The 26,639-nt window shown below is 43.4% G+C and carries 20 protein-coding genes and 4 pseudogenes; 12 read left to right on the top strand and 12 right to left on the bottom strand.

Annotated features, from left to right (window positions below; genetic code table 11):
* Positions 1-106: 106 nt before the first annotated feature.
* Together AC2VE5_RS08370 and topA are read right to left on the bottom strand one after the other, a co-directional pair.
* Positions 107-943, bottom strand: coding sequence for an SWIM zinc finger family protein (locus AC2VE5_RS08370; protein ID WP_486887306.1), 837 nt, complete (start codon positions 941-943; stop codon positions 107-109).
* Between the two features lie 44 nt (positions 944-987).
* Positions 988-3,612, bottom strand: coding sequence for a type I DNA topoisomerase (topA, locus tag AC2VE5_RS08365; protein WP_486887348.1), 2,625 nt, complete (start codon positions 3,610-3,612; stop codon positions 988-990).
* A gap of 430 nt (positions 3,613-4,042) precedes the next feature.
* Between topA and AC2VE5_RS08360 the strand changes: the two genes are divergently transcribed.
* Entirely contained in the window at positions 4,043-5,611 is a 1,569-nt protein-coding gene (locus AC2VE5_RS08360) for an NAD(P)H-quinone oxidoreductase subunit N (protein ID WP_486887305.1), read from the top strand.
* 261 nt (positions 5,612-5,872) lie between these two features.
* Positions 5,873-7,678 (top strand): precorrin-3B C(17)-methyltransferase, encoded by a 1,806-nt coding sequence (gene cobJ / locus AC2VE5_RS08355; protein ID WP_486887304.1) that lies wholly within the window; start codon positions 5,873-5,875, stop codon positions 7,676-7,678.
* A gap of 518 nt (positions 7,679-8,196) precedes the next feature.
* Here the strand turns inward: cobJ and AC2VE5_RS08350 are convergent.
* Positions 8,197-9,684 (bottom strand): annotated as a pseudogene (locus AC2VE5_RS08350) (catalase); the annotation flags it as partial.
* A 478-nt stretch (positions 9,685-10,162) separates the two neighbouring features.
* Between AC2VE5_RS08350 and AC2VE5_RS08345 the strand changes: the two are divergent.
* Positions 10,163-11,122, top strand: coding sequence for a manganese catalase family protein (locus tag AC2VE5_RS08345; protein ID WP_486887303.1), 960 nt, complete (start codon positions 10,163-10,165; stop codon positions 11,120-11,122).
* A 116-nt stretch (positions 11,123-11,238) separates the two neighbouring features.
* Here AC2VE5_RS08345 and AC2VE5_RS08340 read toward each other — a convergent pair whose 3' ends face one another.
* Together AC2VE5_RS08340 and carA are read right to left on the bottom strand one after the other, a co-directional pair.
* Entirely contained in the window at positions 11,239-12,630 is a 1,392-nt protein-coding gene (locus tag AC2VE5_RS08340; RefSeq protein ID WP_486887302.1) for a malic enzyme-like NAD(P)-binding protein, read from the bottom strand.
* A gap of 106 nt (positions 12,631-12,736) precedes the next feature.
* Positions 12,737-13,870, bottom strand: coding sequence for a glutamine-hydrolyzing carbamoyl-phosphate synthase small subunit (carA, locus tag AC2VE5_RS08335; protein ID WP_486887301.1), 1,134 nt, complete (start codon positions 13,868-13,870; stop codon positions 12,737-12,739).
* A 200-nt stretch (positions 13,871-14,070) separates the two neighbouring features.
* Here carA and AC2VE5_RS08330 point away from each other — a divergent pair, with 200 nt between their 5' ends.
* Positions 14,071-16,404 (top strand): cation:proton antiporter domain-containing protein, encoded by a 2,334-nt coding sequence (locus AC2VE5_RS08330; protein ID WP_486887300.1) that lies wholly within the window; start codon positions 14,071-14,073, stop codon positions 16,402-16,404.
* A gap of 183 nt (positions 16,405-16,587) precedes the next feature.
* Positions 16,588-16,851: pseudogene (locus AC2VE5_RS08325) on the top strand (DUF7737 domain-containing protein); the annotation flags it as partial.
* Here the strand turns inward: AC2VE5_RS08325 and AC2VE5_RS08320 are convergent.
* Positions 16,848-17,063, bottom strand: coding sequence for an Hfq-related RNA-binding protein (locus tag AC2VE5_RS08320; protein WP_486887299.1), 216 nt, complete (start codon positions 17,061-17,063; stop codon positions 16,848-16,850). The pseudogene AC2VE5_RS08325 and the gene AC2VE5_RS08320 sit on opposite strands and share 4 nt — an antisense overlap.
* Positions 17,064-17,164: 101 nt before the next feature.
* Here AC2VE5_RS08320 and dapF point away from each other — a divergent pair, with 101 nt between their 5' ends.
* Entirely contained in the window at positions 17,165-18,007 is an 843-nt protein-coding gene (gene dapF / locus AC2VE5_RS08315; RefSeq protein WP_486887298.1) for a diaminopimelate epimerase, read from the top strand.
* Here the strand turns inward: dapF and AC2VE5_RS08310 are convergent.
* Together AC2VE5_RS08310 and psb28 are read right to left on the bottom strand one after the other, a co-directional pair.
* Complete coding sequence (locus tag AC2VE5_RS08310; RefSeq protein ID WP_486887297.1) at positions 18,004-18,495, bottom strand: MogA/MoaB family molybdenum cofactor biosynthesis protein; 492 nt, start codon at positions 18,493-18,495, stop codon at positions 18,004-18,006. The two genes, dapF and AC2VE5_RS08310, sit on opposite strands and share 4 nt — an antisense overlap.
* Positions 18,496-18,499: 4 nt before the next feature.
* The gene (gene psb28 / locus AC2VE5_RS08305; protein ID WP_486887296.1) at positions 18,500-18,835 is read right to left on the bottom strand and encodes a photosystem II reaction center protein Psb28; all 336 of its coding nucleotides are present in this window, start codon (positions 18,833-18,835) and stop codon (positions 18,500-18,502) included.
* 264 nt (positions 18,836-19,099) lie between these two features.
* Between psb28 and AC2VE5_RS08300 the strand changes: the two are divergent.
* Positions 19,100-20,248 (top strand): annotated as a pseudogene (locus tag AC2VE5_RS08300) (endonuclease/exonuclease/phosphatase family protein); the annotation flags it as partial.
* A 105-nt stretch (positions 20,249-20,353) separates the two neighbouring features.
* Here the strand turns inward: AC2VE5_RS08300 and dtd are convergent.
* A complete protein-coding gene (gene dtd / locus AC2VE5_RS08295) occupies positions 20,354-20,806 on the bottom strand; it encodes a D-aminoacyl-tRNA deacylase (protein ID WP_486887295.1) in 453 nt (150 codons plus the stop codon).
* Between the two features lie 71 nt (positions 20,807-20,877).
* Positions 20,878-21,594: an SAM-dependent methyltransferase gene (locus AC2VE5_RS08290; protein ID WP_486887294.1), complete on the bottom strand. Its 717-nt coding sequence runs from the start codon at positions 21,592-21,594 to the stop codon at positions 20,878-20,880.
* A gap of 261 nt (positions 21,595-21,855) precedes the next feature.
* Here AC2VE5_RS08290 and AC2VE5_RS08285 point away from each other — a divergent pair.
* A pseudogene (locus AC2VE5_RS08285) lies at positions 21,856-22,005 on the top strand (AraC family transcriptional regulator CmrA); the annotation flags it as partial.
* Positions 22,006-22,047: 42 nt separating this feature from the next.
* Here AC2VE5_RS08285 and AC2VE5_RS08280 read toward each other — a convergent pair.
* Together AC2VE5_RS08280 and AC2VE5_RS08275 are read right to left on the bottom strand one after the other, a co-directional pair.
* Positions 22,048-22,422: a group I truncated hemoglobin gene (locus tag AC2VE5_RS08280; RefSeq protein WP_486887293.1), complete on the bottom strand. Its 375-nt coding sequence runs from the start codon at positions 22,420-22,422 to the stop codon at positions 22,048-22,050.
* A 291-nt stretch (positions 22,423-22,713) separates the two neighbouring features.
* A complete protein-coding gene (locus AC2VE5_RS08275; RefSeq protein WP_486887292.1) occupies positions 22,714-23,070 on the bottom strand; it encodes a hypothetical protein in 357 nt (118 codons plus the stop codon).
* Positions 23,071-23,342: 272 nt separating this feature from the next.
* On the opposite strand from AC2VE5_RS08275, the gene AC2VE5_RS08270 reads away from it, so the two are divergent.
* From AC2VE5_RS08270 to AC2VE5_RS08255, 4 genes are all read left to right on the top strand, one after another.
* Positions 23,343-24,359 carry an SDR family oxidoreductase gene (locus tag AC2VE5_RS08270; protein ID WP_486887291.1) on the top strand — a complete coding sequence of 339 codons (1,017 nt, stop codon included), beginning with the start codon at positions 23,343-23,345 and terminating at the stop codon, positions 24,357-24,359.
* 234 nt (positions 24,360-24,593) lie between these two features.
* Complete coding sequence (locus AC2VE5_RS08265; RefSeq protein ID WP_486887290.1) at positions 24,594-24,908, top strand: hypothetical protein; 315 nt, start codon at positions 24,594-24,596, stop codon at positions 24,906-24,908.
* 161 nt (positions 24,909-25,069) lie between these two features.
* Positions 25,070-25,702, top strand: a complete 633-nt coding sequence (locus AC2VE5_RS08260) for an antibiotic biosynthesis monooxygenase (protein ID WP_486887289.1) — start codon at positions 25,070-25,072, stop codon at positions 25,700-25,702.
* Between the two features lie 101 nt (positions 25,703-25,803).
* On the top strand, positions 25,804-26,529 hold the full coding sequence (locus AC2VE5_RS08255; RefSeq protein ID WP_486887288.1) for an MFS transporter: 726 nt from the start codon (positions 25,804-25,806) through the stop codon (positions 26,527-26,529).
* Positions 26,530-26,639: the final 110 nt, after the last annotated feature.

The raw sequence follows: 26,639 nt of genomic DNA, 5'->3' as shown, positions 1-26,639 counted from the left end.
AGGACTAGAATTCCTAGTTTAACTGGACGAGTGGAAGCCTAGCTCTTTTTTATTGTAGAAAACATAGCCGAAGTTGGCAAAATCTAGGGCAGCAAATTAACGCAGCTTATAGATTCATGGCTGCAAGTGCAGCTTTTTGGCTAACTTGTCCGTAGGCATTACTTAAATACGCGATCGCAGCTTCCGAGACGGTAGCATCAAAATTAGAGTTCCCTGTGCCATCAATCGATAGGGGGATTGGTCCTAAAATATCTAAAATTGATTCGCTACTTACGGGGGGGGCAATGACAACTAAATCGGGGTCTAAAGGGCGATCGTAGTGCCAAAATTGAGCAATATTAGGAAAATTAGTAGTTTTAGAGGTAGGGGCGGTGTTGGTTTGTAAATCGGTAGTTGATTCGGTATTGTTAGTACGGCGTAGCTGACGCAAGGAAGCAATAATTTGGTCTTTAGAGCTACCGCGCAGTTGAAATAAAACAAAAGGATCTTCACTAAAGCGATCGCCCAATTGATAATACACTGCGCCTATATGCTTACAGGGATTGGCTTTGTCGGGACAAGAACACTTACTGCAAATATCGCTCAAACTAAACGGAAATAGCGACACGCCGTTGGCGGTAAAGACTTCCTCAATATTTTGCGGCATTTCTCCAGCTAATAATTTGGCGGCAAAATATGCTCGATGGGACATAGTTTCAATCACGTAGCCCCATTGTTCTTCGGTAAAAGACTCCAAAGACAAAGAAACTTGATAGGGTTCTACTTCTGTTCCTTGTACCTCGGCGGACACCTTAGCCCCTTGAAACTTGATGCTAAGTACATTTCCTTGCCTTGAGTAAGTTCTCGCCCTTTCTAGACGTTTTTTGAAGCGGTAGGAGTCTAGTAAATCTAGCCATCGTTGCGCCCACCATTCACGACTTGCTTGCGCGTTGTAACTTGTCATTGTTGTGCGTGTAAATTTATTTTTGATCGCATATGCTAATAATCCTAGGTTTTTGAACTTGATTTTGCTCTAGATTTGGTTGTTGTAGTTTTTTTGGCAGTGGTAGTTGTAGACTTGGTGGTTGTACGCTTGGCGCTACCAGCAGGCTTTTTGGTGGCTAATAACTCTAAAGCTGTAGCTAGAGTCATCGTTTCTACAGTTTGACCTTCGGCTAAACCAACATTGGTTTTACCGTGCTTGATATAAGCACCATAAGGACCATCGTAGATATTTACAGGTTCGTTGTCTACCGGATGAGAACCTAATTCTTTTAAAGGTTGCTTAGACTTGCTCCGCCCGGTTTTTTTCGGCTCTGACAAAATTTCTATTGCCCGCTCCAAAGAAATTGTAAAGACATCATCTGCGCCTTTGAGACTGCGGTAATCTTTCTCATCCTTGCTTTGGTTATGGACGATAAATGGTCCAAACTTGCCTAGCCCCGCTTGAATTTTGCCATTTGTCGCCGGATGAACCCCCAAAGTCCGGGGTAATGACAACTGATTGACAGCCATTTCTAACGTCACGTCGTCAGGACTGACACCCGCAGGTAGAGACGCAGTTTTAGGTTTCTTATTTTCCTCGGAGGGTTCGCCCAACTGTAAATAATAGCCATTGCTGCCAATTTTGAGGTAAATTGTTTCTCCCGTATCAGGATGCTGCCCAACTTTGTTTGGTCCCTTTAACAGTGCTTCGACTTGTTCAGAATTTATATCTGCGGGAGTCAAGTTTGGCGGAATTGAAGCTGTAATTGTGCCATTACCGTTATTTGATTCAACGTAAGGACCAAACTTACCAATGCGGACTTTGACATCCAAATCGTCTAATTGTACAGTCTTAGCTTTAGAGCGATCGATTTGGCTTTCTCTTTCTTTGACTAAAGTTTCTAGCCCTTTGTCCCCCGAATAAAATTGGCGCAGGTATGGCAACCATTTTGCTTCTCCGGTGGCAATATCATCTAAAGTTTGCTCCATTTTTGACGTAAAGCTTGTATTTACCAAGTCGGGAAAATGCTCTTCTAGTAAAGCTGTAACGGCAAAAGCTGTAAAAGTTGGAATTAGAGCATTGTTTACTAGCTGCGCGTAGCCGCGATCGATAATCGTGCTAATAATACTTGCATAGGTACTAGGTCGCCCAATCCCTTCGCTTTCTAAAGTTTTGACTAAAGAAGCTTCGGTATAACGAGCAGGTGGCTGAGTTTCGTGACCTACCGCCTCTAATTTAGTGCAATTTGGAAAGTCGCCTACTTTTAATGTTGGCAAAATTACTTCTTGGTTTTCTAACGCCGCATTGGGGTCATCAGAACCTTCTACATAGGCGCGGAGATACCCAGGAAAATCAATCCGTTTGCCACTAGAACGAAATCCCGCATCTTCTACTTGAGTTTGGACAGATACTTGCGTTTGTCGCGCATCAGCCATTTGACTGGCTACCGTCCGCTTCCAAATCAAATCGTACAAAGCCGCTTCTCGACCGCTTAAGCCCGTTTCTTGGGGAGTGCGAAAAGTATTACCCGCCGGACGGATGGCTTCGTGGGCTTCTTGAGCGCCTTTGCTTTTAGTTGTATATTGCCGAGGGGAAGGGCTAAGATACTCTTTGCCGTAAAGTTTTTCTACACAACTGCGGGACGCGGCGACAGCTTCTGAGGATAAATGCACCGAATCTGTCCGCATATAGGTAATATACCCTTGCTCGTACAAGCTTTGTGCCGTCCGCATGGTATCCCGTGCCGAGATTCTTAGTTTGCGGTTAGATTCTTGTTGCAATGTTGAAGTAGTAAACGGCGGGGCAGGTTTGCGGGTAACAGGGCGCTCCTCTAGCCCGGTTACTTGCCAGGGCTTACCTGTTAAACGTTTTTGCAGATTTCGTGCCTCTGCTTCGCTCAGTAACGTTACTTTGCGTCCGGCAATAATTTGCCCAGTGGCTTCATCAAAATCGCTACCTGTAGCTACTTTCGTGCCTGCGAGGGTTGTTAGTACGGCGCTAAAAGGGGTTTTTTCCTGTTCTAAGGTTGCCTTTAAGTCCCAATAACTACCTTGACGAAAAGCGCGGCGCTGGCGTTCGCGATTGACTAGCAACAGTACTGCCACCGATTGGACTCGTCCGGCGGATAGCCCCCAAGCAATTGTTTTCCAAAGGAGGGGCGACAACGTGTAACCGACTAAACGATCTAAAATACGTCTAGTTTCTTGAGCGCGGACTACTTGCTCGTCAATATTGCGGCAATTTTTGAGTGCCTTTTTGATGGCTTCAGACGTAATTTCGTGAAACACCATCCGTTTAATTGGCACTTTTGGCTTCAATATTTGCAATAAATGCCAACTTATGCTCTCTCCTTCCCGGTCTTCATCGGTCGCCAGTATCAGTTCATCGGCGGATTTGAGAGCCTCTTTGAGTTGGGTAACAATTTTTTTCTTATCTTTGGGGATTATATACAGGGGTTCAAAATCTGCATCCACATTGACACCCAAATTAGCCCATTTTTCAGACTTTACCGCCGCCGGAATATCACTAGCCGACTGGGGCAAATCGCGGACGTGACCCATCGAAGCTTCCACGCGGTAGCCTGCGGGCAAATAATTACGAATAGTACGGGCTTTAGTCGGAGATTCAACAATAACGAGAGTTGGCATGGGAACTTTTTGAGCAAGTAGCAACGAGGCTAATAAGTCCAAGGATTAAAGAATTTCCCTCCTAATGTCAAGAGGGAGAATTTTTTAAACAGATAATATTTATCTACAGTAAGTTATTTCAATCTTTAACCTATATTTACAGTTAGTGGCTATAGCTATGGGTAAAAAATAGCCTCAAATGATTACGTGTCAAGCTTTCCAAGACTTTTGATCATTGTGTCAAAATTTACCCCTATGGCTTGTTTTGCGCCTCGTTGCTTCAAAATAGAGCAGCTTTATTCAAGAAGTTTTTACCTTGTCAGAGGCAAAATTGGAAATTTTGACTATAAATATCGAAGAAATAAATCAAAAAAACATCTTAATCAGTTTGAGAGACAATACAATGAACACGGTTAGTTTTTATGCCTAATAACGGCAGCCTATACAAAGTATGGATTTTGCCACGCTTGCAGCCCAGTTGAACGCTGGGACAATTTTGCCCGAAGGGATAATTATTACTACCCTTCTGGTGGTTTTAGTCGGTGACTTAATTGGGGGGCGCAAAGCTTCGCGTTGGATTCCCTACGGGGCGATCGCGGGATTATTGAGTGCGATCGTTGCTTTATACTTGCAATGGGATAACCCCAACCCCATTGGCTTTTTAGGTGCATTTAATAGCGATGACTTGAGTATTGTATTTCGCGGGATCGTTGCTCTATCTACCGTTGTCACAATTTTGATGTCGATTCGCTACATAGAGCAATCGGGTACGGCACTAGCTGAATTTATTACAATTATGCTGAGTGCGACTTTAGGGGCAATGTTCCTTTCCGGAGCAAATGAATTGGTGATGATTTTCATCTCCCTAGAGACCCTCAGTATCTCATCCTACTTGATGACAGGCTACACCAAGCGCGATCCCCGCTCGAATGAAGCAGCATTAAAATACTTGCTAATTGGCGCTTCGAGTACCGCCGTATTTTTGTACGGAGTTTCCTTACTGTACGGGCTTTCGGGGGGAGAAACTCAGTTAGATATCATTGCTGCGAATATTCCCAATATTAACGGCGAACAATCTTTGGGGTTGCTAATTGCTTTAGTATTTGTAATTGCCGGAATTGGCTTCAAAATATCTGCCGCACCTTTCCACCAATGGACACCAGATGTTTATGAAGGCGCACCCACTCCAGTGATTGCCTTTTTATCCGTAGGTTCAAAAACTGCGGGTTTTGCTTTAGCAATTCGCTTGCTAACAACGGCTTTTCCGCTTATTACCGCCGAGTGGCAATTTGTATTTACCGCCCTTGCAGTGCTAAGTATGGTTTTGGGTAATGTTGTCGCCCTAGCTCAAACTAGCATGAAGCGGATGCTGGCTTATTCTTCCATTGCTCAAGCTGGCTTTGTGATGATTGGCTTGATTGCAGGAACCGAAGCTGGCTACTCTAGCATGGTATTTTACCTGATAATTTACCTATTTATGAATTTGGGCGGATTCTGCTGCGTGATTCTCTTTTCTTTACGCACGGGAACCGATCAAATTAGCGAATACTCTGGTTTGTACCAAAAAGATCCACTGTTGACCTTGGGTTTAAGTATTTGCTTGCTGTCTTTGGGTGGTATTCCGCCCCTAGCTGGGTTTTTTGGCAAAATTTACCTATTCTGGGCTGGTTGGCAAGCTGGGCAATATTGGTTGGTGTTGCTAGGGCTTGTAACGACAGTAATTTCAATTTACTACTACATTCGCGTAGTGAGAATGATGGTAGTCAAGGAACCTCAAGAAATGTCGGAAGCGGTGAAAAATTATCCCGAAATTCGCTGGGATTTGCCAGGAATGCGCCCAATTCAAGTATGTTTAATCTTGACTTTAGTGGCGACTTCTTTGGCGGGAATTTTGTCGAATCCGTTGTTTACTTTAGCTAATAATTCCGTTGCCAATACGCCCATATTGCAACCCTCAATTATTAGCACTTTGAAAACTGCTCAAGCAGCAACTGCTTTAAGGGAAGCGGCGAACGATTAGCGGTAGATCCCCTCTAGCCCACGGCAATAAAGCGGGAAGAAAAGCGATACCCGCTTTTTGCCTCCCCTTAAAAAGGGGGGAAAATAAATTCTTAGAGAGGGAGAAGCCTCAAACAGAAGGAAAGTCTTAAAATCTACCTTGTTAAGGTAGATTCAGGGGATCTAAATAACGAGCTACTCACTGTAAAGACTTATTAAAGACAATTATTTTAGGGGCGTACTTGAGTAGTGCGCCCTTCATTTATGGAATATAGGTAATTTGATGAATCAATCGATAGCGGCGATCGCAACTACTCCGAATGCTACCAAAACTTTACAGCCTTTGTGTCATTATCTGGGCGCACAGCTTTGGGTTCCCGATATCACCAATATTGAAGCAGCGCAAATATATAGCGGGGATTTAAAAACTCATGTAGCTACTTTGTGGCATACTCAGCAAGCTTTAATATTTTGTTTGGCAACGGGAGCAGTGGTAAGGTTAATTGCCCCTTTATTGCAACACAAATCAACCGATCCGGCAGTGATAGTAATAGATGAAGCGGGTAAATTTGTTATTAGCCTATGTAGCGGACATCAAGGCGGTGCGGATAAATTAGCAAAATTAATTGCTCAATTAATCGGTGCAACTCCAGTATTAACAGGCGCATCTTCTGGTCTAGGACTTCCCGCCGTAGATATGTTGGGCGTTCCCTTCGGTTGGCGACGAGGCGAGGGCGATTGGACGGGTGTAAGTGCGGTGGTAGCGCAGGGTAAACCCGTACAAGTAATTCAAGAATCCGGTTCTAATTTGTGGCAAAAAGCCTATAGTTTTCAATCTTCCTCATCGCCCCAAGCCCAAATATATATTACCGCCCGGATTGTAGAAAGTGTAAACTATCCACAAATCCAATGGCATCCACGAGTTTTGTGGGTGGGGATTGGCTGCGAACGCGGAACGCCGAAGGGAACGATCGCAAATGCCATTAAAAAGGTATTTTTAGAACATCAATTAGCAGAAAATGCGATCGCCGGAATTGCCACTATCGATCTAAAAGCTGATGAAATAGGCTTACTTCAACTATGCAAAGAGCGCGATTTACCTTTGCGTACCTTCACTAAAGAGGTTCTAAGTGCTGTTACTGTCCCTAACCCTTCCCCCATAGTTGAATTGGAAGTTGGAACCCCTAGCGTTGCGGAAGCCGCCGCTCTAAGTGCTGCTAGTAGTCAATCTCTTTTAGTTAGCAAACAAATTTTTAAATCTATTGGCGCAGTAACAATTGCGATCGCGCAATCGGCACAAGAATATACTGGTCGTACAGGTAAATTGTTGCTAGTTGGGACGGGACCTGGGCAATTAGACCAAATTACTCCTGCTGCTCAAATTGCGATCGCTTCAGCAGATGTAGTTATTGGTTATTCGTTGTATATAGATTTAATTGCCCCCTTGCTGCAACCACAGCAAATTATTGAAGCAATGCCCATTACTCAAGAACGTCAACGCGCCGAACGAGCTATAGAGCTTGCCAATTGGGGCTTGACGGTAGCTGTTGTATCTTCCGGCGATAGCGGTATTTATGGAATGGCGGGGATAGTAATGGAACAATTGCAAGCGGCGAATTGGGATGGGAAAACCCCCAGCGTGCAGCTATTTCCGGGAATTAGTGCTTTGCAAGCAGCAGCTTCTCGCGTCGGTACGCCCTTAATGCACGATTTTTGTGCTATTAGCTTGAGCGACTTACTTACACCTTGGGAAACCATCGAAAAACGCCTAACCGCCGCCGCCCAAGCGGATTTTATTACAGCTTTGTACAATCCCAAGTCGCAAACTCGTACCCAACAATTAGCGACAGCAACAGCCATTTTCTTAAAATACCGCGATCCAAATACCCCTGTGGCGATCGTCCGTTCTGCCTATCGCCCAGATGAGCAAATTACGCTAACTACTTTAGATAAATTGCTCGATACAACCGTTGATATGCTAACTACGGTATTAATTGGCAACCAAACCACCCGCACTCACAATAATTGGATGATTACCCCACGCGGTTATCTTGGCTTTGGCGATTCAGTTGCTCTGAATATGGGCTAAATACGATCGCTACTTGTAGAATTTTCGAGTTTTTGGCGAATCGCTGCTTGGGCTTTCGCATCAAAATCAGGATCTCCATGACTTGCAATAATTCTGAGCGGACGTTGAATGATTTTATTTATTACTAGCTTAGTGATGTGGTGGTATCAACCTAAAAACCCGTTAACTCAAAAAAGGCGAAAGTTAAAATAGTTATGCAAACGATTCTGTTACTGACTATTAAGAAGTTGGATTTTGGAAGGTGAGATCGCGCGCTCCAACGGTACACCTAACTGCGGCAAGGATTTTGTAGAAATTTGATTGAAAGTTAGAATCTATGGCTATTTCACCCAACCTATAGCGAGGCATTACCAAGTCTGGCACGATTGTACCAACAGTAAAATTTACTTGTTACTAAAGCCACTCTGGTGAAGGAGCGGCTTTAATCAATAAACTTCTAAGCTTTTTGTACACAGAATATATAAGGTAAGGGAATCTTATTTTTTTCCCCTTACCCTTTAACCGCGCTACATCTTGGCTTGCTCAAGTCCTTCTTTGACCCTTGTACCGTATTCCGAATCGCATTGCATAAAGTGTTCTACCATGCGCTCTTGAATATCTGGGTTACAGGTTTTAAGTGCTGTAACCAAGTTCAAAATTAGGTCATCGCGCTCCGAGTCTTCAAATGTACGATACCGTTCGCCAGCTTGCTTGTAGTCGTTAAGACGGCTAATTTTTTGCCGCACAACTGGACTTTGAACGTAGGGAGTATGATCTTTGCCAGACTTCGGTGCTTCTTTAAGTCCGCCTATACTGCTTGGTTCGTAGTTGACATGGGGGTTTTCGCCTGCTTCTACTCCATCAACGTTGTAAGCCATCTGACCATCGCGTTGATTTGTCGCTACTCGCGCTTTTGCGCGGTTAATCGGTAGCTGGAGATAGTTTGTCCCGACGCGGTGACGCTGAGTATCAGAGTATGAAAAAGTCCGACCTTGAAGCAGTTTGTCGTCGGAGAAGTCTAAACCGTCAACTAATACCCCCGCACCAAAGGCTGCTTGTTCAACTTCAGCGAAATAGTTGGTAGGATTTTTGTCTAGTACCATCCGTCCGATTGGCAACAAAGGGAATTGCTCTGGCGGCCAAACTTTGGTTGGATCTAAGGGATCGAAATCTAGTTCGGGATGGTCGTCATCGGACATGATTTGTACGCAAAATTCCCATTCAGGATAATCGCCTCTTTCAATGGCTTCATACAAATCCTGCGTAGCATGATTAAAATTTTTAGCTTGAACTTCCTCAGCTTGAGCGAGAGTTAGGTTTTTGACTCCTTGTTTGGGAACCCAGAAATACTTAACTATATGCCCCACTCCGTCAGAATTCACCATTTTATAAGTGTTTACGCCCGAACCATCCATTTGTCTGTAGTTAGCAGGAATTCCCCACGGACTAAACAGCCAAGTAATCATGTGCATGGCTTCCGGTATATGGCTGATAAAATCAAATATCCGGTTGGTATCTTGACGGTTTGTTACGGGGTCTGGCTTAAAGGCGTGAACCAAATCTGGGAACTTGAGCGGATCTCTGATGAAAAATACTTTGAGGTTATTGCCAACTAAATCCCAGTTACCATCTTCGGTGTAAAACTTGGTTGCAAATCCACGCGGATCGCGCAGGGTTTCAGGCGAATGACCGCCGTGAATAACACTAGAAAAACGGACAAATACAGGCGTAATTTTGCCTTTTTCTTGGAAAAGTTTAGCACGGGTATATTTGCTTGCTGGTTCCTCGCCGATTGTTCCATAAGCTTCAAAATAACCGTGTGCGCCAGCGCCTCGCGCGTGAACGACTCTCTCTGGGATGCGTTCGCGGTCAAAGTGGCTAATCTTTTCGAGAAAATTATAGTTTTCTAAAACTGTGGGACCTCGATCGCCTACAGTTCTTGTGTTTTGATTGTCAAAGATCGGATGACCTTGGCGGTTAGTCAAAGTCTCCTCAGTGTTGCCCAAGTTATCTTGTTGTTGCTCCATTGTTCTATATAACTTAAGTCTGCTCTTTACTTGACGATTTGCTGCGATCGCATAAGGGAGTTTTCTATAAAGATAAACTCGTTATGGTTTCGATCTATTTAAATCGTAGTCATTACGACTAGCATTTGCCCACTAAATTGCCACAAAATTTGCAGCAAACTTATTTCTCGATCACGTCTAGCTATAGAGTTAGATCCCTTTCTAAGCCAACCTCTGCTTGGGTTAGGAAAGTATTGGGCAATCAAAAAAGCATCGCCACAGAATTATTTGAGTAATATAAACACCATTTGAGAACAAATACTTATCTCTATTGGCTATTTTATTGTCTTACTACTGATTGATGTTCAAACCATATTTGCGTAGTTACCTAGTAAGAGTAACCGTTCTAGCAAATATTCACCATCACTTAAATGTGTTCCAGGTGACTAATAGTATTTCACGTAGACCAAAAACAAAAACTGAGTAAGGCAATCAATAAATGTTTTATCACAAGAAGCAACTGCAATATTTTACTCCTCCAGAGCGTCCAGACGCAGTTTATGCTAAGAAACTGCAAGAACTCATAGGTGGTCCTATGGGAGAAATGACTGTGATGATGCAGTACTTATTCCAGGGGTGGAACTGTCGTGGACCTGCTAAGTACAAAGATATGCTGCTAGATATTGGTACTGAGGAAATTGGTCACGTCGAGATGTTAGCGACGATGCTTGCCCATCTGCTGGATAAAGCACCGATCAAAATGCAAGAAGATGGTGCAAAAGACCCCGTAGTAGGTGCAGTTATGGGGGGTACTAATCCAAGGGATGTGATTGTAGCTGCTATGAATCCAAAGCATTCAATTGTCTCAGGTGGAGGTGCTATGCCTGAAGACAGCGTTGGAGTCCCTTGGAATGGTCGCTACATCATGGCTAGTGGCAACTTGTTGGCAGACTTCCGTTCTAATCTGCACGCTGAGTCTCAAGGTCTATTACAGGCTGTACGGTTGTATGAAATGACCGACGATAAGGGCGTAAGAGATCACCTCAGTTACATGATTGCCCGTGACACCATGCACCAAAACCAGTGGTTAGCGGCGATTGAAGACTTGCAAAGCGAAGGATTTGAGGAGACTGTAGTTCCTAAAATTGCCTACGAATATGGCAAAAAAGAAGCTGCTTATCAGTTCTGGAATAATTCTGAGGGCGAAGACAGCGCTCAAGGTCGTTGGGCTAAAGGTCCGTCGATGGACGGCAAAGGCGAGTTTGAGTATGTAGCCAATCCTCAACCCCTAGGACCTGTACCAACACCACCACAGCCCGATCCTAACTTGCACGGTACTCCCGCTTCTCCCGCAATGCAAAAAACAAGTGACGGTGCAAGTAATATTGTTGATGGTATTTCTCAAGCCGTTGAGGGTGTAGGTGAAACAATTAAGCGCACAATCATCGGCGGGCAATAGCAGACAGTGATGTTTGACAGGTACGAGTAGCAAAATGCCCCTTTTTTAAGGAAAAAAATCCCTTCATTGCTCCTTTTTAGGGGGAATGAAGGGATTACAGCAAAAATAAGTAACTGCTAATTGGCGGCAATACCTTCTTGCCTAGCTGCCTTTTGAACTGCTCCAGAAACCGCACTGACAACCCGCTTGTCGAACACTGAGGGGACAATGTGTTGGCGGTTGAGGTCGGAAGGTTTGACTAATGACGCGATCGCATAAGCTGCTTCTAAGTACATTGTGGTAGTAATAGTTGAGGCTCGACAGTCTAAAGCACCGCGAAATACTCCCGGAAAAGCCAAAACATTATTAATTTGGTTGGGGTAATCGCTTCTTCCTGTTGCCATCACCGCAACATAGTTAGTTACAAGCTCCGGCTGAATTTCTGGAATCGGATTTGCCATTGCAAATACAATTGGTTCGCTTGCCATCGAGCGCACCATTTCCGGCGTAACTACCCCCGGAGCGCTAACGCCAATAAATACATCCGCACCCACCATCGCCGCCGCTAAACCGCCCATTTTATCGATCGCAAACTCTAGCTTTTCGGGGGTCATATCTGGGCGCTGAGTAGACAAAATGCCTTTGGAGTCGCACATCCAAATAATTTCGGCTCCCGCTTTTTTTAGCAAACGCGCGATCGCAACTCCTGCCGCTCCCGCCCCATTAATAATGATTTTTACCTTAGCTATAGGCTTATTGACAAGTTTGAGGGCATTGATCAACGCTGCTAAAGTTACAATTGCCGTACCGTGTTGGTCGTCGTGAAAAATGGGAATATTTAATTGTTCGCGCAGCAGCTTTTCAATTTCAAAGCAACGGGGAGCAGCAATATCTTCCAAATTCACCCCGCCAAATACGGGCGCAATTTGTTTGACGGTTTCGACAATGGTTTTAGTATCTTGACTAGCTAGACAGATCGGAAAAGCATCAATTCCCCCAAACTCTTTAAACAGCATCGCCTTACCTTCCATCACAGGTAACGCCGCCTCTGGTCCCAAATTACCTAACCCTAAGACCGCACTACCATCAGTAACGATCGCGACGGTATTTTGTTTAATTGTTAAGTGGTAAGCCTGTTCGGGGTCTTGAGCAATTGCTGTACAAATTCTCCCCACTCCTGGGGTGTAAGCCATTGCCAAGTCTGCCAAGCTCTTAATTGCAATGCGACTTGTGATCCTAATTTTGCCGCCACGATGCAAATTAAAAGTGCGATCGTAGACATCTATTAATTTAATGTCGGGTAGAACTTTAATTGATTCAACAATCGTCTCTGCGTGTTCGGTACTGGCTGCATCTACTGTAATATCGCGAATTGAAACCTCACGGGTTTGCTCGATCAGATCGATTTGACCGAGATTGCCGCCAGTAGATGCGACAGCACCTGTTACACTCGCCAGCATTCCCACACGGTTGGGAATTTCTAAACGTAGCGTCAAACTAAAGCTAGAGTTGGGGGTCAAAATTGTCATGCCAAGTACCGCGATTCTCCGTTATTGAAGCAGTTGATTATAGCAATACACCTTAAATTGGCACAAATTGCGATCGCAAACTGATAGGAATTTGACAGATGTGCCATCAAGCGTCTCTATTAGTACGCATTGAGGTGACAAATTGCTCGAATAAATAATCGGCATCATGAGGTCCAGGACTTGCTTCGGGGTGGTACTGCACCGAAAACATTGGTAAGGATTTGTGCTTTAATCCGGCAACAGTGCGATCGTTGAGGTTGAGATGGGTAATTTCTACGTCTGAACTTGATAAGGAATCAGGATCGATAGCAAAACTATGGTTTTGGCTAGTAATTTCTACTTTTTGCTCTAAACCCGCAGGCTGATTTAATCCGCGATGACCAAACTTGAGTTTATAAGTTTGAGCGCCCAACGATAAACCTAAGATTTGATGACCCATGCAGATACCAAATACGGGTTTTTGGCTAGTTAATAGAGCTTTGGTTGTTTCTATCCCTTCAGTGTTTGCGGCTGGATCTCCAGGACCATTGGAGAGAAATATCCCATCGGGGTTGTATTTCATAATCTCCTCGGCGGGTGTACTTGCTGGGACAACAATTACCCTACAACCATAACTTGCTAGTCGCCGTAAAATATTTCGTTTGACTCCAAAATCAAGAGCGACAACGGTTAGTTGTTTTTCTACGATTTGCTCAGTGGCGGGTTTAAATTCCCACAGGTTGGTAGTTGGATCTGACCATTCGTAAACTTCTGTAGTGGTGACTTCTCGCACCAAGTTTAAGCCTGCCATATCCGGCGCTGTTTGGATTTTTGCTAATAACTGTGCTTCGTCAAGCTCAGTTGAAATGCCACCATTCATGGCTCCAAATACGCGAATTTTGCGAGTTAGGGCGCGGGTATCAATGCCGTAAATTCCCGGTATATTGTGTTGTTTTAAGTAGTTGGGTAAGCTACTTGTCGATCGCCAGTTGCTGGGGCGATCGCATATATTGCGCGCGATCGCTCCTCGTACCTGCGGGCGGCTCGATTCTTCGTCTTCGGCATTAACACCAGTATTGCCAAGCTCCGGATAGGTAAAAACTATGATCTGACCGCGATAGCTGGGATCTGTCAATACTTCTTGATAGCCCGTCATTCCGGTATTAAAAACTACTTCTCCGATCGTTGTTCCAGTCGCCCCAAAAGACAAACCGCGATAAGTTGTGCCATCAGCAAGGACTAAGATAGCAGGTTTAGACATTTTCAATAATTAGGCTAATTTACGCACGTTGCGATCATTATGCCATGAGTTGTTTTTTAGGGTAGTTGATTTTATACTGATGCGATCGCATTCCTTGAGGCGATCCCCAACCCTAAAGTTAGCCCTCAATCTTCTTGAAATCTTTGGGAAAAAAGCTTTACAGTAAATTAATATACCTTAATATTTTTTCTAATAAACTTGTGCAAGAAGATTTTAGACTAATTGTCGATTTAGTATTAGTCCTTGCAGTGTCGGCGGCAGGTGGGCTACTCGCGGCATTATGTCGCCAACCTGTTTTACTAGGTTATCTTGTTGGGGGCATGGCGATCGGACCTGCAGGATTAGGGCTTATTAAAGAATTAATTCAAGTAGAAACTTTAGCCCAATTTGGCGTTGCTTTTTTATTATTTGCTTTGGGAGTGGAATTTTCCCTGGCTGAACTCAAAAAAGTCCAACTAATTAGTCTGGGCGGTGGAGGTTTGCAAATTGTCCTAACTATTGTTGGTACTGCCTTGGTATCGGTAGGTGTGGGCTGGGTAAGTTCCCCAGCCCAAGGAGTATTTTTAGGGGCAATTTTATCGCTTTCATCTACCGCCGTTGTGTTGAAATGCTTGATGGAGCGCAACGAAACCGAAACGCCCCACGGTCAAGTTATGTTAGGGATGTTGGTAGTCCAAGACTTGGCGCTGGGGCTGATGTTAGCGGTTTTACCTGCTTTAGAACAGCCGCCAGAAACTATCGGTATCGCTGTAATTACGGCATTAATTAAAATTGGCTTATTTGCCACCGGAGCAATAGTAGCGGGAATTTGGCTAATTCCACCATTATTGAGGTTATTGGCTAGGACAGAAAGTAAGGAATTATTTTTATTAGGTGTAGTGGCGCTGTGTTTGGGTATTGCCTTGCTGACCGAGCATTTGGGGTTATCAATTGAAATGGGCGCTTTTGTCGCCGGATTGATGATTTCTGAAGTGGAATATGCCGACCAAACTTTAACGTATGTCGAGCCACTGCGAGATATTTTTGCAACTTTGTTTTTTGCTGCCATTGGGATGCTAATCGATCCGTTCTTTTTGTGGCAAAACCTAGAGTTGATTTTGGGGCTAGTATTGCTGGTATTTGTGGGCAAGTTTGCGATCGTTACTCCGCTCGTAAAAGTATTTCACTATCCCTGGAAAACCGCTTTGATGGTTGGTTTGGGACTAGCGCAAATTGGGGAATTTTCTTTTGTGTTAGCCAGCGAGGGGCTATCGATGGGCTTAGTTTCCCGCCGCGTGTACTTATTAATTTTGGGAACAACCGCCGTCACCCTCGTACTAACGCCGTTTGTATTGCGATTAGTACCGAAAATACTTGAATTACCTTGGTTAAAATCGTTAATTGAAGCTGGAGACGTTGCGATCGCCGAATCTAACGAATTACCCCAACAAAATCATGTAGTAGTTTGCGGTTATGGGCAAGTAGGGCGCAATTTGGTCAAGCTTGTCCAAGAACATGGCTATCCAATAGTTGTAATTGAACAGTCTGAAAGCCGGATTCAGCAGTTGCGCGATGCGGGAGTTGCTTACGTTTATGGCAATGCGGCAAGTTTTCACGTATTAGAAACGGCGGGAGTAGAAAGAGCAAAATCTTTAGCAATTACCTTGCCAGATCCGATGAGTACGCGGCTGTGCTTAAAACGCGCCTTAGAACTATCTCCCGACTTGGACTTGGTAGTACAGGCAAATCATGGTAAAGACATTGAAACTCTTTACCAATTGGGAGCGCAAGAAGTAGTACAGCCAGAATTTGAGGCAAGCTTGGAACTAGCAAGTCATTTGCTGACCAAAATGGGCTTATCGGCGGTAACGATGCAAATAGAAATGCAGCAAATTCGCGATCGCCATTATCTAGATTTACGCCCAGAGCGATCGCCTGCTCAAGTAGCGCGAGAATTGCAAGAAGCGACTCAAGATATGAACAGGCGCTGGTATGCCTTGCCCGAAGGCTCTCCACTTACAGGGATGACTATAGAGGAAGCAGATATGCGTTACTTGACGGGAGTGAGCTTAATGGCTGTGCGGCGGGCAAATGGCGAGGAACTTGACTATCCCGATAGCAAAACAATTTTAGCCAAAGGCGATCGCTTATTAATAGTTGGGGAAGGCGACGAGTTAGCCGCTTTTGATGAATTAGCTAAAGGTGCAGGTACAATACCCGCAGAAAACAATCCTTGTCATTGGTTGTTTGTAGCTAATAATAGTCCAGCAGTGGGGCAAAGTCTCGCCGAGCTTGATATTCGCCGTCAGTATGCGGTGCAGATTCAAGCAATCCGCCGTGATGGTAAGTTTATTCGTTTTCCCGATGGTAGTATGCACTTGCAAGCAGGGGATCAGTTGTTACTTTGTGGCGGCTTCTCGTCATTAAATCAACTAGAACAATTGGTTAATCCGAGCGCTGAGAGTAAAGTTATTCCCGCCGTACCCATTGTGAGAGCTATTGAATCGGAAGCCTTAATGGAGTATTTGCCGATGGATAGTTGGCGAGATATGTAATAGCGCAAAAGTGCTACGTCTTGCTCCTGTCTCTAGGATTAGGGATTGGGGGAAGCAGAATTATCAGCATTATTAAAAAAGTTTCTCTCAAAAGGTGCAAAATAATGACTTGCTGCCGCAAGAGTTTATTTGTTGGTCGCAATTCCTCCCACCACTGGACCGCAGGTCAGTGGGGGCATTTAGGTGAAGTTGGAGAGATCCCATGCTTTAATAGAAGGTCATCTTGGTAGTTATTCTGTTCATCTTGGTAGCGCCGGAGTTCACCGCCAACCAGGAGGATATTTGTGTATTGTTCCCGTACATTCTCAGCATCGCGGACGGGTATTTTTACCCTTTGTTGATAACGATCCCAAAACTGCCGAAGTTATCTCCAAAGTGCTATTACTAGCAAAAGGTCGCGAAATTAAATATCCGACAATTCTAGAACAGATTTTGGCGCGAGGTTAATTTTTAGCTTTGATAAACGCGATCGCTTGTCGCCAAATCGTAATACTCTGTTCGCTAGTATCAATCAGACACATACAAGTTTGATCTTGCCATAGTAGCTTGCCACTAAGTAAGTCGCCACTGAGCAACTTTACTTCTACGGCTTTAGCTTCTTTAATCAACGCCTGTACTTGTTTTATGCTGGGTGAAGCTACATCAAAATCACTTTTCATCAAATTAATTCCTGGCAAACACTGTTATTAGTTGGGTACAAATAGAGAAATATCATTCAACTATAGTATTTTGCCTGCTACTTTCAGGAGGATTAGAAAACGTGTCTATCGAGTTTGTTAAATATCAAGGGCTAGGAAATGATTTCATCTTAATTGACAATCGCTCCTCATCAGAACTTATAGTTTCTCCAGAACAAGCAATTAAATTATGCGATCGCCATTTTGGCATTGGCGCAGATGGAGTAATTTTTGCGCTTCCAGGTCTTGAAGGCACAGATTACACTATGAGGATCATCAATTCCGATGGTTCTGAACCCGAAATGTGTGGGAATGGGATTCGTTGTTTAGCCGGATTTATCGCCCAATTAGAAGGGTATGGTAGCAAAAACGTCCAATATCGCATTCATACTCTAGCTGGCGTGATATCTCCCCAGCTATTGGCTGATGGTCAAGTAAAAGTTGATATGGGTTTACCAAAACTCCTTGCAAAAGAAATTCCTACTACTTTGAGTTCTCCAGAGCAAAAAGTAATTAATGAATCGATTGAAGTCGCCGGGAAAAATTGGTTAGTTACTTGTGTAAGTATGGGAAATCCGCACTGCATTACTTTTGTTGAAGATGTTGCGGCGATAGATTTAGCAATAATTGGTACTCAATTCGAGCATCATTCAGCATTCCCACAAAAAACTAATACTGAGTTTATTCAAGTTGTAAAGCGCGATTACTTAAAAATGCGGGTTTGGGAACGAGGCGCAGGTATAACTTTAGCTTGCGGGACTGGTGCTTGTGCGGCGCTAGTTGCAGGGGTACTTACAGGGATTTGCGATCGCACGGCTACGGTAGAACTCCCCGGCGGCTGTTTGCATATTGAATGGTCAGAACCCGATCAAAGGCTCTACATGACTGGGACGCAAGAACGGGTATTTGCAGGGACAATTAGTTAAGAATGCAACTGACTAACTAAATGCTCTAATTCCGGCAAAATCAACTCATCCATAGCAAGTTTGACTGCATTGCTAGAACCTGGAAGGGAGAATACTAATTTATTTTGGTATACCCCACAAATCGCTCTGGAGGCGATCGCCCTTGAGCCAATTTCTTTGTAACTGAGATATCGAAACAACTCGCCAAATCCTGGCAAAGTCTTTTCCAGCAAACTAGAAATTGCATCGTAAGTTGTATCTCTAGGCGCTATACCCGTACCGCCATTAAAAACCACCACATCAATGCTGTTACTTAGCCCTTGCAATTGGCTTTTAATCTGCGTTGGTTCGTCTTTAATAATGGTGTAATATCCCACCGCGCGATCGGCATTAGAGAGCAACTGTTGAATTAGCTGACCGCTTTTATCTGTAAGGTGTGATCGCGTATCGCTAACGGTAATTACTGCACAGTTAATTATTATCTTGCCTGTATCGGGGTGGGGTTGCATAGATTTACGCTTTGTTGAAGTCTAGCTCGTTTTTCTCAGCGTAACGCTCCATAAAGCGGAGAAACCGATCCCATTCCGCCGTTGAATTCATGATATAAAATACTTCCAAAGCTTCCGGCTTGCCATTGACAAACTTACCTTTAACTTCGCGAGTGACAATTTCACCCTCCTCATCGAGCATGTACATTCCTGTAATGTCATCGGCGTTGCCACCATTTAAAACTGAAGGATTTTGAAAGTAAAATGTCGCTGTACTTTGCTTGCCATCCCGCGAGCGAGTCAAACGTACATCTGGGGTTACATCTTCGTCAATACCTTTAGAAAATTGAATTGTAGCCATAGTTTCCTTGGATCTAAGTTTTTTGCTTATTAGCTTTCTATCTTCTCATTATTTAGACAGGTCTGTTAGCGAGCTTTAACCTGTCCTAGAAGGCGAGGACAGGTTAAAGCTTTGATGAAGAAGGCAAGTTCTAAAACTTAATTTACCAGTACCATAGCTTGTCCTTAACTTTCTTCTTGCATAATTCAGCATAAATACGGTACTCAAATAATGAATAGTAAGAAAAACATATATATACTAGCGATCTCACTGGCAATAGGCACGATTTCTTCTTCTCCCGTTCAAGGGGCGGGACTCAAATTTGCTAGCTTTAACGCCTCCCTCTATCGCAATGCCGCAGGACAATTAGTTACAGACTTATCTACCCCAGATAACAATCAAGCTAAAAATGTAGCTGAAATTATCCAACGAGTTAATCCTGACGTTCTCCTCATCAATGAATTTGACTATGTGGAAGATGAAGTAGCTGTCAATTTATTTCAGGAAAACTATCTTTCTCTGAGCCAAAATGGAGCAGCAGCCGTTGAATATGCGTATAAATACGTTGCGCCGTCTAATACTGGAGTCCCATCAGGCTTTGATTTAGACAATAATGGCTCGGTGGGTGGTGGAAACGATGCCTTGGGATTTGGTCTTTTCCCCGGTCAATATGGTATGGCGATCTATTCTAAATATCCAATTGTTACCGATAGCGTTCGCACCTTCCAGAATTTTTTGTGGCAGGATATGCCTAACGCCCTACTACCCGACGACCCGACAACGACAGCCGCTAAGGACTGGTACTCCGCCGCAGAACTTGAGATATTGCCCCTTTCTTCTAAAAGTCATTGGGATGTACCCATTGAAGTCGATGGGCAAATTATTCATACTTTAGTTAGCCATCCCACACCCCCGGTATTTGATGGCGCAGAAGATCGTAACGGCAAACGCAACCACGATGAAATTCGTTTTTGGGCTGACTATATTACCCCAGAGGCGGGAGATTATATTTACGACGATGGGGGCAATAGAGGCGGACTTAAAGAAGGTTCTAGCTTTGTAATTATGGGCGATCAAAATGCCGATCCAATAGACGGCGACAGTACAGATAACGCAATTAACCAATTGCTAGATAATCCCTTAGTCAATACTAGCGTCACTCCTGCCAGCGCTGGCGGTGTCGAACAAGCAGCGCTAGACGGCGGGGTTAATTTGTCTCACCAAGGCGATCCAGCTTTTGATACTGCCGATTTTGGCGATACACCGCCTAATGGAGCGGGAAACTTGCGGGTAGATTATGTTTTACCTTCAACAGATTTAGAAATTACTGATGCTGGAGTGTTTTGGCCACAGGCTTCCGAGCCACTTTATCGATTGGTAGGCGATCGCGCATCTTTTGCTACAACTCCCAGTTCCGATCATAGTTTAGTCTGGGTCGGTGTCAAACCCGTACCCGAACCTAGCGCTAATTTAGGGATTTTTAGCATGGTAATTGTGGGAATACTTAGCTATTTTCGCGATCGCCGTCTAAAAAAATAATTAAAAATAGGCTTCACGTTCTAGCATCAGCGTCACAGGTCCATCGTTTTCAATTGATACAAGCATCGTCGCCCCAAAGAATCCTGTTTCTACTTTCAAATTACTTTGGCGTAACTTGCCAACAAAGCTGTTGTACAAGGTTTCGGCAATTTCTGGACTAGCGGAAGCATCAAAAGAAGGGCGGCGACCTTTGCGGCAATCGCCATACAAGGTAAACTGGCTAATTACTAGAATCTCGCCGCCGATTTCTTGCACGGATTTTTGCCAACGATTAGCTTTTTCACCGTCAAATAGGCGCAATTCTAAACACTTGCGAACCATCCAATCAATTTCTGCTTCTGTATCGGTGCTAGCAATACCTACAAGGAGGTTTAATCCTTTACCAATTTTGCCGACAATTTCATCATCTACGCAGACTTGGGATTTTGTAACACGTTGAATGATGACTCGCATAACTTATTTTTGTAATTTGCAGCCTCATGAATCCCATTACGTTGCAATTGGTGAGGACAATGACAGCTAGCTTACAAACAAGTTATTAATTGGGCTAGTTCTGTAGATAAATTCTCTTTACAACTATTCTGCTTTGTAAATAATACACCTGCTAATAAGTAGATATTTTTGGAATAAAAAGCCATATTATCTTTTTTTAATTCCTCAATTCTATGCTTTACCTTTGGCTCAGAACTATAGTAACCAAAACTTAAAGGGGAGATAATAAAGTTAGCAATATGGTAACCTTTAGTCAAAGCATAATCAATTGCACCGATCGGATTAGAATAACTAGCAATCATTGCTAATACATTATTGTATTCTAATGACAATAGCTGCTTTGTAACGGTTGTTCCATCTATACCTCCGTGCAAAAATGGCTGATATATTTTATTATCTATTGCTGGTAAATAAGGAGGATTAGATATTAAATAATCTCCTTGAGGTATAGACGTATTAAACAAAGAGCGATTATGAACTATATATTTATCACTTAAGCCGCAAACCTTTATCTTTTCGTTTGCTAGTTCGCAAGACAGATTGTTGATTTCAAACCCATGTACTACCCCGTTAAACTGTGTTTGACTTAAAGAATTAATAACTGGGCTGCCATCTCCAGAACCAAATTCAATAATAGTTTCTGAATTTGAACAATTATTTAATACTAAACTTTGCAAGCAGTAAGAATAAAAATTTGATTCTTCGGGACAGAAAAATACATCCTTTAATGGTTTTGGAGAAGTAAGCATCTAACTAATAAAAAAGTAACTAACCCAAACCTACTGTTTCAGCGTTTCCACTGCCATCTATCGTAAGTTCTATACCTAATAGCTTGCTAAAGGATTGCACTTAAGCAAAATTAAAAAATTGCCTAAATTGTGGCGTGGTTAAAGTAACTTCACAATATAGTATGGGCTGGCGGTGGGTCTAACTGTGATTTTATCGATATCACCATCGTCAGGAAAGCGCGATCACACGAGCAGAAATGCACATAAAACTCCTAACCGCCCGCCCGTCCCTTGATGCTTGCAGATAATTCCGATGCGGTTGATGCTGCTGATCGAGTAGCTTATGAAAGCCTTGCTCAATTTAGCCGCAAATATTCGCGGCTGTTTGGTGCGCCACCGATTAAAGACATTGAACGCTTGCGTACAGCTTAGGTGCGATCGCTATTTTGCCAGCGACTCACTGACAAGTCCAAGTTAGAGGTTCAATACCTCCTTTTTATGATTAGGTGCAGTAGCAACAGCCTTCACTTCGCCGACGAGTTCATCGGAAATTCCTAATTCTTTTAAAGTTCCAACCAAATTCTCGATTACGGCATTGAAGTGTTCGCCATTTAAGCCCATGTCTTCAACTAAATACTTATGAGCTTCTCGCATTGTTTTTCCATCATATTGAGTAGCGCCACCAAAAGCGAAGGTTAGAAAGGCTTTTTGATGCGACTTCTGCTTGTTCATATCAACGTTCTCAAAAAAGTGCTTAATTCGCTGATCGTTTAGAACACGCTCGTAAAACTTATCAACGGCTAGATCGACGGCGCTCTCTCCACCCAGTTTCTCGAATAAAGTAGGCATACAAATTTTTTCTTGTAGGATTTAAACATCATTGCATTGATTAATACTGCCCTGGGGTTATTTCCCCAAAAACGGCTTACCTCTAGTCAGAGGTAAGCCGTGAGTCAAAAAGCAGATATGTAAGCTACGTCAAATCTGATAACAACGAAGGTGCTGAATGAGCGATTGAGAAGACTTACAAATTACAACATCATTCAGCGTTAGGCGGATCCAGAAATTCCACCCTGCGTAGAATACAGATTCTGGGTTGGGCTTGAACGCCCACGTCCAAGCCTATATTGCGATCGTGCGCTAAAACATCAAGCTGTTAATTAATTTTTCTTTAATAACTGACAATTTATTTACGCGGCTATAAATATAGGTGATCGCACCGATATTAGTCATCAAACAACTGCTAGATAGCCCCAACAGCACGTAAGTCGGAATCATCACAACTCCCGCCTCAAACCATGTATATACGTGCCACAGCAGGACTACAGCAAAAATACTCGCGACTCCTGCCGACTGCCATACTCTAATTTTTGGGCGAGGCAGCGCCGCCCACACCATTGTTAGACAAGTAGCAATTAAGTTAGCTGGAACCAAAAAGGCACAAAGAGAAATGCAATGCGTGCGTGACAGTTCAGCTAAATTGGTCAAGTCAAACATCAGATTTTTACTTTAAGGGGGCAGGTTTCTCTTATCCTCCCTCTACTAATTCAATCTTGACCGCTATAAATTACATTTATTGACATTTGCTAGGCACTGAAGATGAGAAAACTCTATATTTTGCTACAAACGTCCCAAGTACCCGCAGTTCAACAATAAACAAAATTATCTACCTCTGGTCAACCCTGCGGCTGATGTAATTAAGTGAAAAATTGATTTAGCTAGTTAATAAAAGTTCATATTTATAAGCTTAATTTTTAGGAGTAGCATCAATGCAATTGAAACCTATAAGCCAACAAGTAGTTGCCATAGTTGGAGCCTCTAGTGGGATTGGCAGAGAGACAGCCCTGCAATTTGCCAAAAAAGGAGCAAAAGTAGTAGTCGCCGCCCGTAGTCAGTCGGGTTTAGAAAGCCTTGTCAGTGAAATTAAACTTTTTGGTGGCGACGCGGTAGCGATAGTTGCCGATGTCAGCGAATTTGAGCAAGTAAAAGCGATCGCAGACAAAGCTGTAGAAGTCTATGGGCGGCTCGATACTTGGGTACACGCCGCCGCTACAGGAGTCCTTGCACCTTTTGACCAGATTACCCCAGAAGAATTTAAACGGGTAATTGATGTCAACCTCACCGGGCAAGCCTACGGCGCAATGGCAGCCTTACCGCACCTCAAAAAAGAAGGAAGAGGGGCGCTAATTCACATCTCCTCGGTAGAAGCTAGGCGTTCGATTCCATTGCAAAGCCCTTACTCTGCGTCCAAGCATGGTGTAGAAGGTATGTTAGATTCTTTGCGGGTAGAATTGCAACATGAAGGCTTGCCAATTAGCGTTACAAATGTGATGCCTTCGGTAATCAATACGCCTTTTTACAACAAAGTTCGCACCAAGTTGGGTGTCAAACCTACCGGAGTACCACCCTACTATCAGCCGAGTATAGTTGCAGAGGCAATTTTGTATGTAGCCGAACATCCTACCCGCGATTTTATTGTTGGGGATGTCGGGAAAGTTTTGGATGTCATGCAGCGAGTTTCGCCAGCCCTTGTAGATAATTTATTACTCTTGATTGGTTTTGCCGGACAACGGACAAACGAGCCAAAGTCAGAAGATGCGCCCGATAATGTATTTGAACCGATCGCAGGTTACGACACTGTAGAAGGTGATTTTGGCAATTTAACTATTCCAACTTTTACAGACTGGCTAGATATGAATCCACCTGTTAAGTGGGGTGCGGTAGCAGTGGCGGCAGCTTTGGGCTTTGCGGCAGTATTGGGTGGATTGTCAGGTAAAGACGCTTAAATAAAGCGATCACCTCTATTTAAGCGCTTAGGGTTAAAAACTCAAGTAAAAATGCTGTTTATTACCTAGCGCTGCAAATATCTGTCTCCACACCTACACAATTTAATCCTCCCGAAAGAGACAAGTTAAATATAACTTGGGATATTTTTGAATAAATACCAGTAGCTAAAAAGCCTAGAGTTGTCGATAGGCATAGTATTTCACTGTATAGCAGCAATAGCGAGGTTAGAGAATATGAGCAACGAACCAAACCAAGTCCTTCCAGAAGATCCTACCGAAGCAGAACCCGGTAGAGGCGCGCCAGGAGACAACCACTATGGCGTGCAAACAGCACAAACTACCGCAGTAAATGCCCCCGATGCAATTATCCCTTCTAATGCTCCTACGGAACTCAGCGAGAAGCAACTAGAAGCTTTTGAACATGAGGAAGAAGTAGAAGGTGAAGGTTTTACAACTACTGACGGTTATGTAATTGATGAGGCTGGTTTGCTGAACAACTTTGCTGTTGAACCACCCATGTATGTTGAAGGTGAAGAACCGAAGATTTAACTCTTAAGCTGGGAGCAATGAATTTTATTCTGTTCCCAGCTTTGAAAATTACTATAATGCGATCGCTATCTTTGCAGCGAATGTTGTCTAAATAACTGACAAATATAGGGAAATAGCTTACCAATAAGGAAGAATTCGTAAGTTAATAGAGGTATTTACAGATGTCTGCGATCGCTAAAAATAATGAGGTCATCACGGCAATCATCATCTTTGCTGTAGAACCAGCACAACAGCAAGAATTAGTAGATACTATTATCGAGTTTCTGGATACTGTTAAGCACCAACCAGGTTTTGTGTCCTCTAGCATTCATAAAAGTATTGATGGAGTGCGGGTAATGAATTACGCGCAGTGGCAAACTCAAGCAGACTATCAAGCTTTTGTCAAAAATGCCGAAGTCCAAGCTCAAGGTAAAAAGCTTTCAAATTTCCAAATCAATGAGTCGCACATTTACGAAGTGGCGGTATCTAAGCCCGACGATGCTAATCTTGCGATCGCTAAAGGTGGTTTGATTCACCTAGCAGAATTTCGAGTAGCGCCAGAAAATCAGCAGCGCTTAGTAGAATTAGAAAAAGAGTATGTAGGGGTAGGATTGCAAAATCCAGGGCTACTATCTGCCAACTTCCACCGCTCCCTTGATGGCGTGCATACGGTAAATTACGGTCAGTGGCGCAGCTTTGCAGATTTTGAAGAACTGCTCAAAGATCCCAAGTACAAACCATTGAACGAGTATTGGCAGGGCATTGCCGAAAACCAATTTCACCTATACGAAGTAGTCTACACAGAACCTACATAAGCTACGCTTCTTTGCCTCTTAAAACGCTGTAGAGACTAACATTTTTCCTATTAGGCTCCATCATTAATATAGGAAGTAATGGTAGTGGCTGGAAAAACCCTGTGAACCCAATAAAAACAGATAAGCATCAAGCAAATCACAATTTACTTCAAGAGCCAAACCTGCTAATTATTTTTGCAATTTCTCTAATTGCGATTCTCGGAGTTGCCAGCGTTACGCCCACTTTTCCTAGCTTAAGAGCAGCATTAAATGTTCCTGTAGAAAATATTGGTTTATTAGTTACAGTCTTTACTTTCCCTACCCTAATACTAGGTCCAATTATTGGTGTATTTGCCGATCGCCTTGGCAGAAAAAAGATCCTTGTCCCTTCCCTAATATTATTTGGTATTGCTGGATTTGCCTGTGCTTTTGCTCGCGATTTTAATCTTTTGCTTGGCTTGCGTTTCTTGCAAGGAGTTGGCGCAGCGTCTTTACTTTCTCTAAGCGTTACTTTAGTTGGCGACTTGTATGCAGGAGACAAGCGAGTTGCGGCGATGGGTTACAACGCTAGTGTCAGTAGTATTGGTACAGCACTTTATCCAACTATTGGCGGCGCACTAGCAACTATGGGGTGGTATTTTCCTTTTATGTTACCGATAGTTGCTATTCCTGTAGGGCTATTGGTATTATTTGGACTCAAAAACCCCGAACCGCAAGGACAAAGAAATCTCAAAGCATATTTGAGCAATGCTTTAATAACTCTCAAAAATCGCCAGCTATTTGGGCTATTTATTGCTAGTGCGGCTAATTTTGTGCTGTTGTATGGCGCTTATACCAATTCTTTATGAAGCTGCGCTAAATAAAGCTTCAAGGATGAAATTGTAAGAAGTGAGAGAAGCAATCGTCTCAGGAGTGATGGCAAGGAGTGCATCAGTTAACTTCTGCTGTAGTTGTGGGA

The sequence above is a fragment of the Aliterella sp. E5.1 genome, from assembly GCF_057473825.1.
Note: the sequence above shows the minus strand (reverse complement) of the source record. Positions and strands in the feature narration are given on the sequence as shown.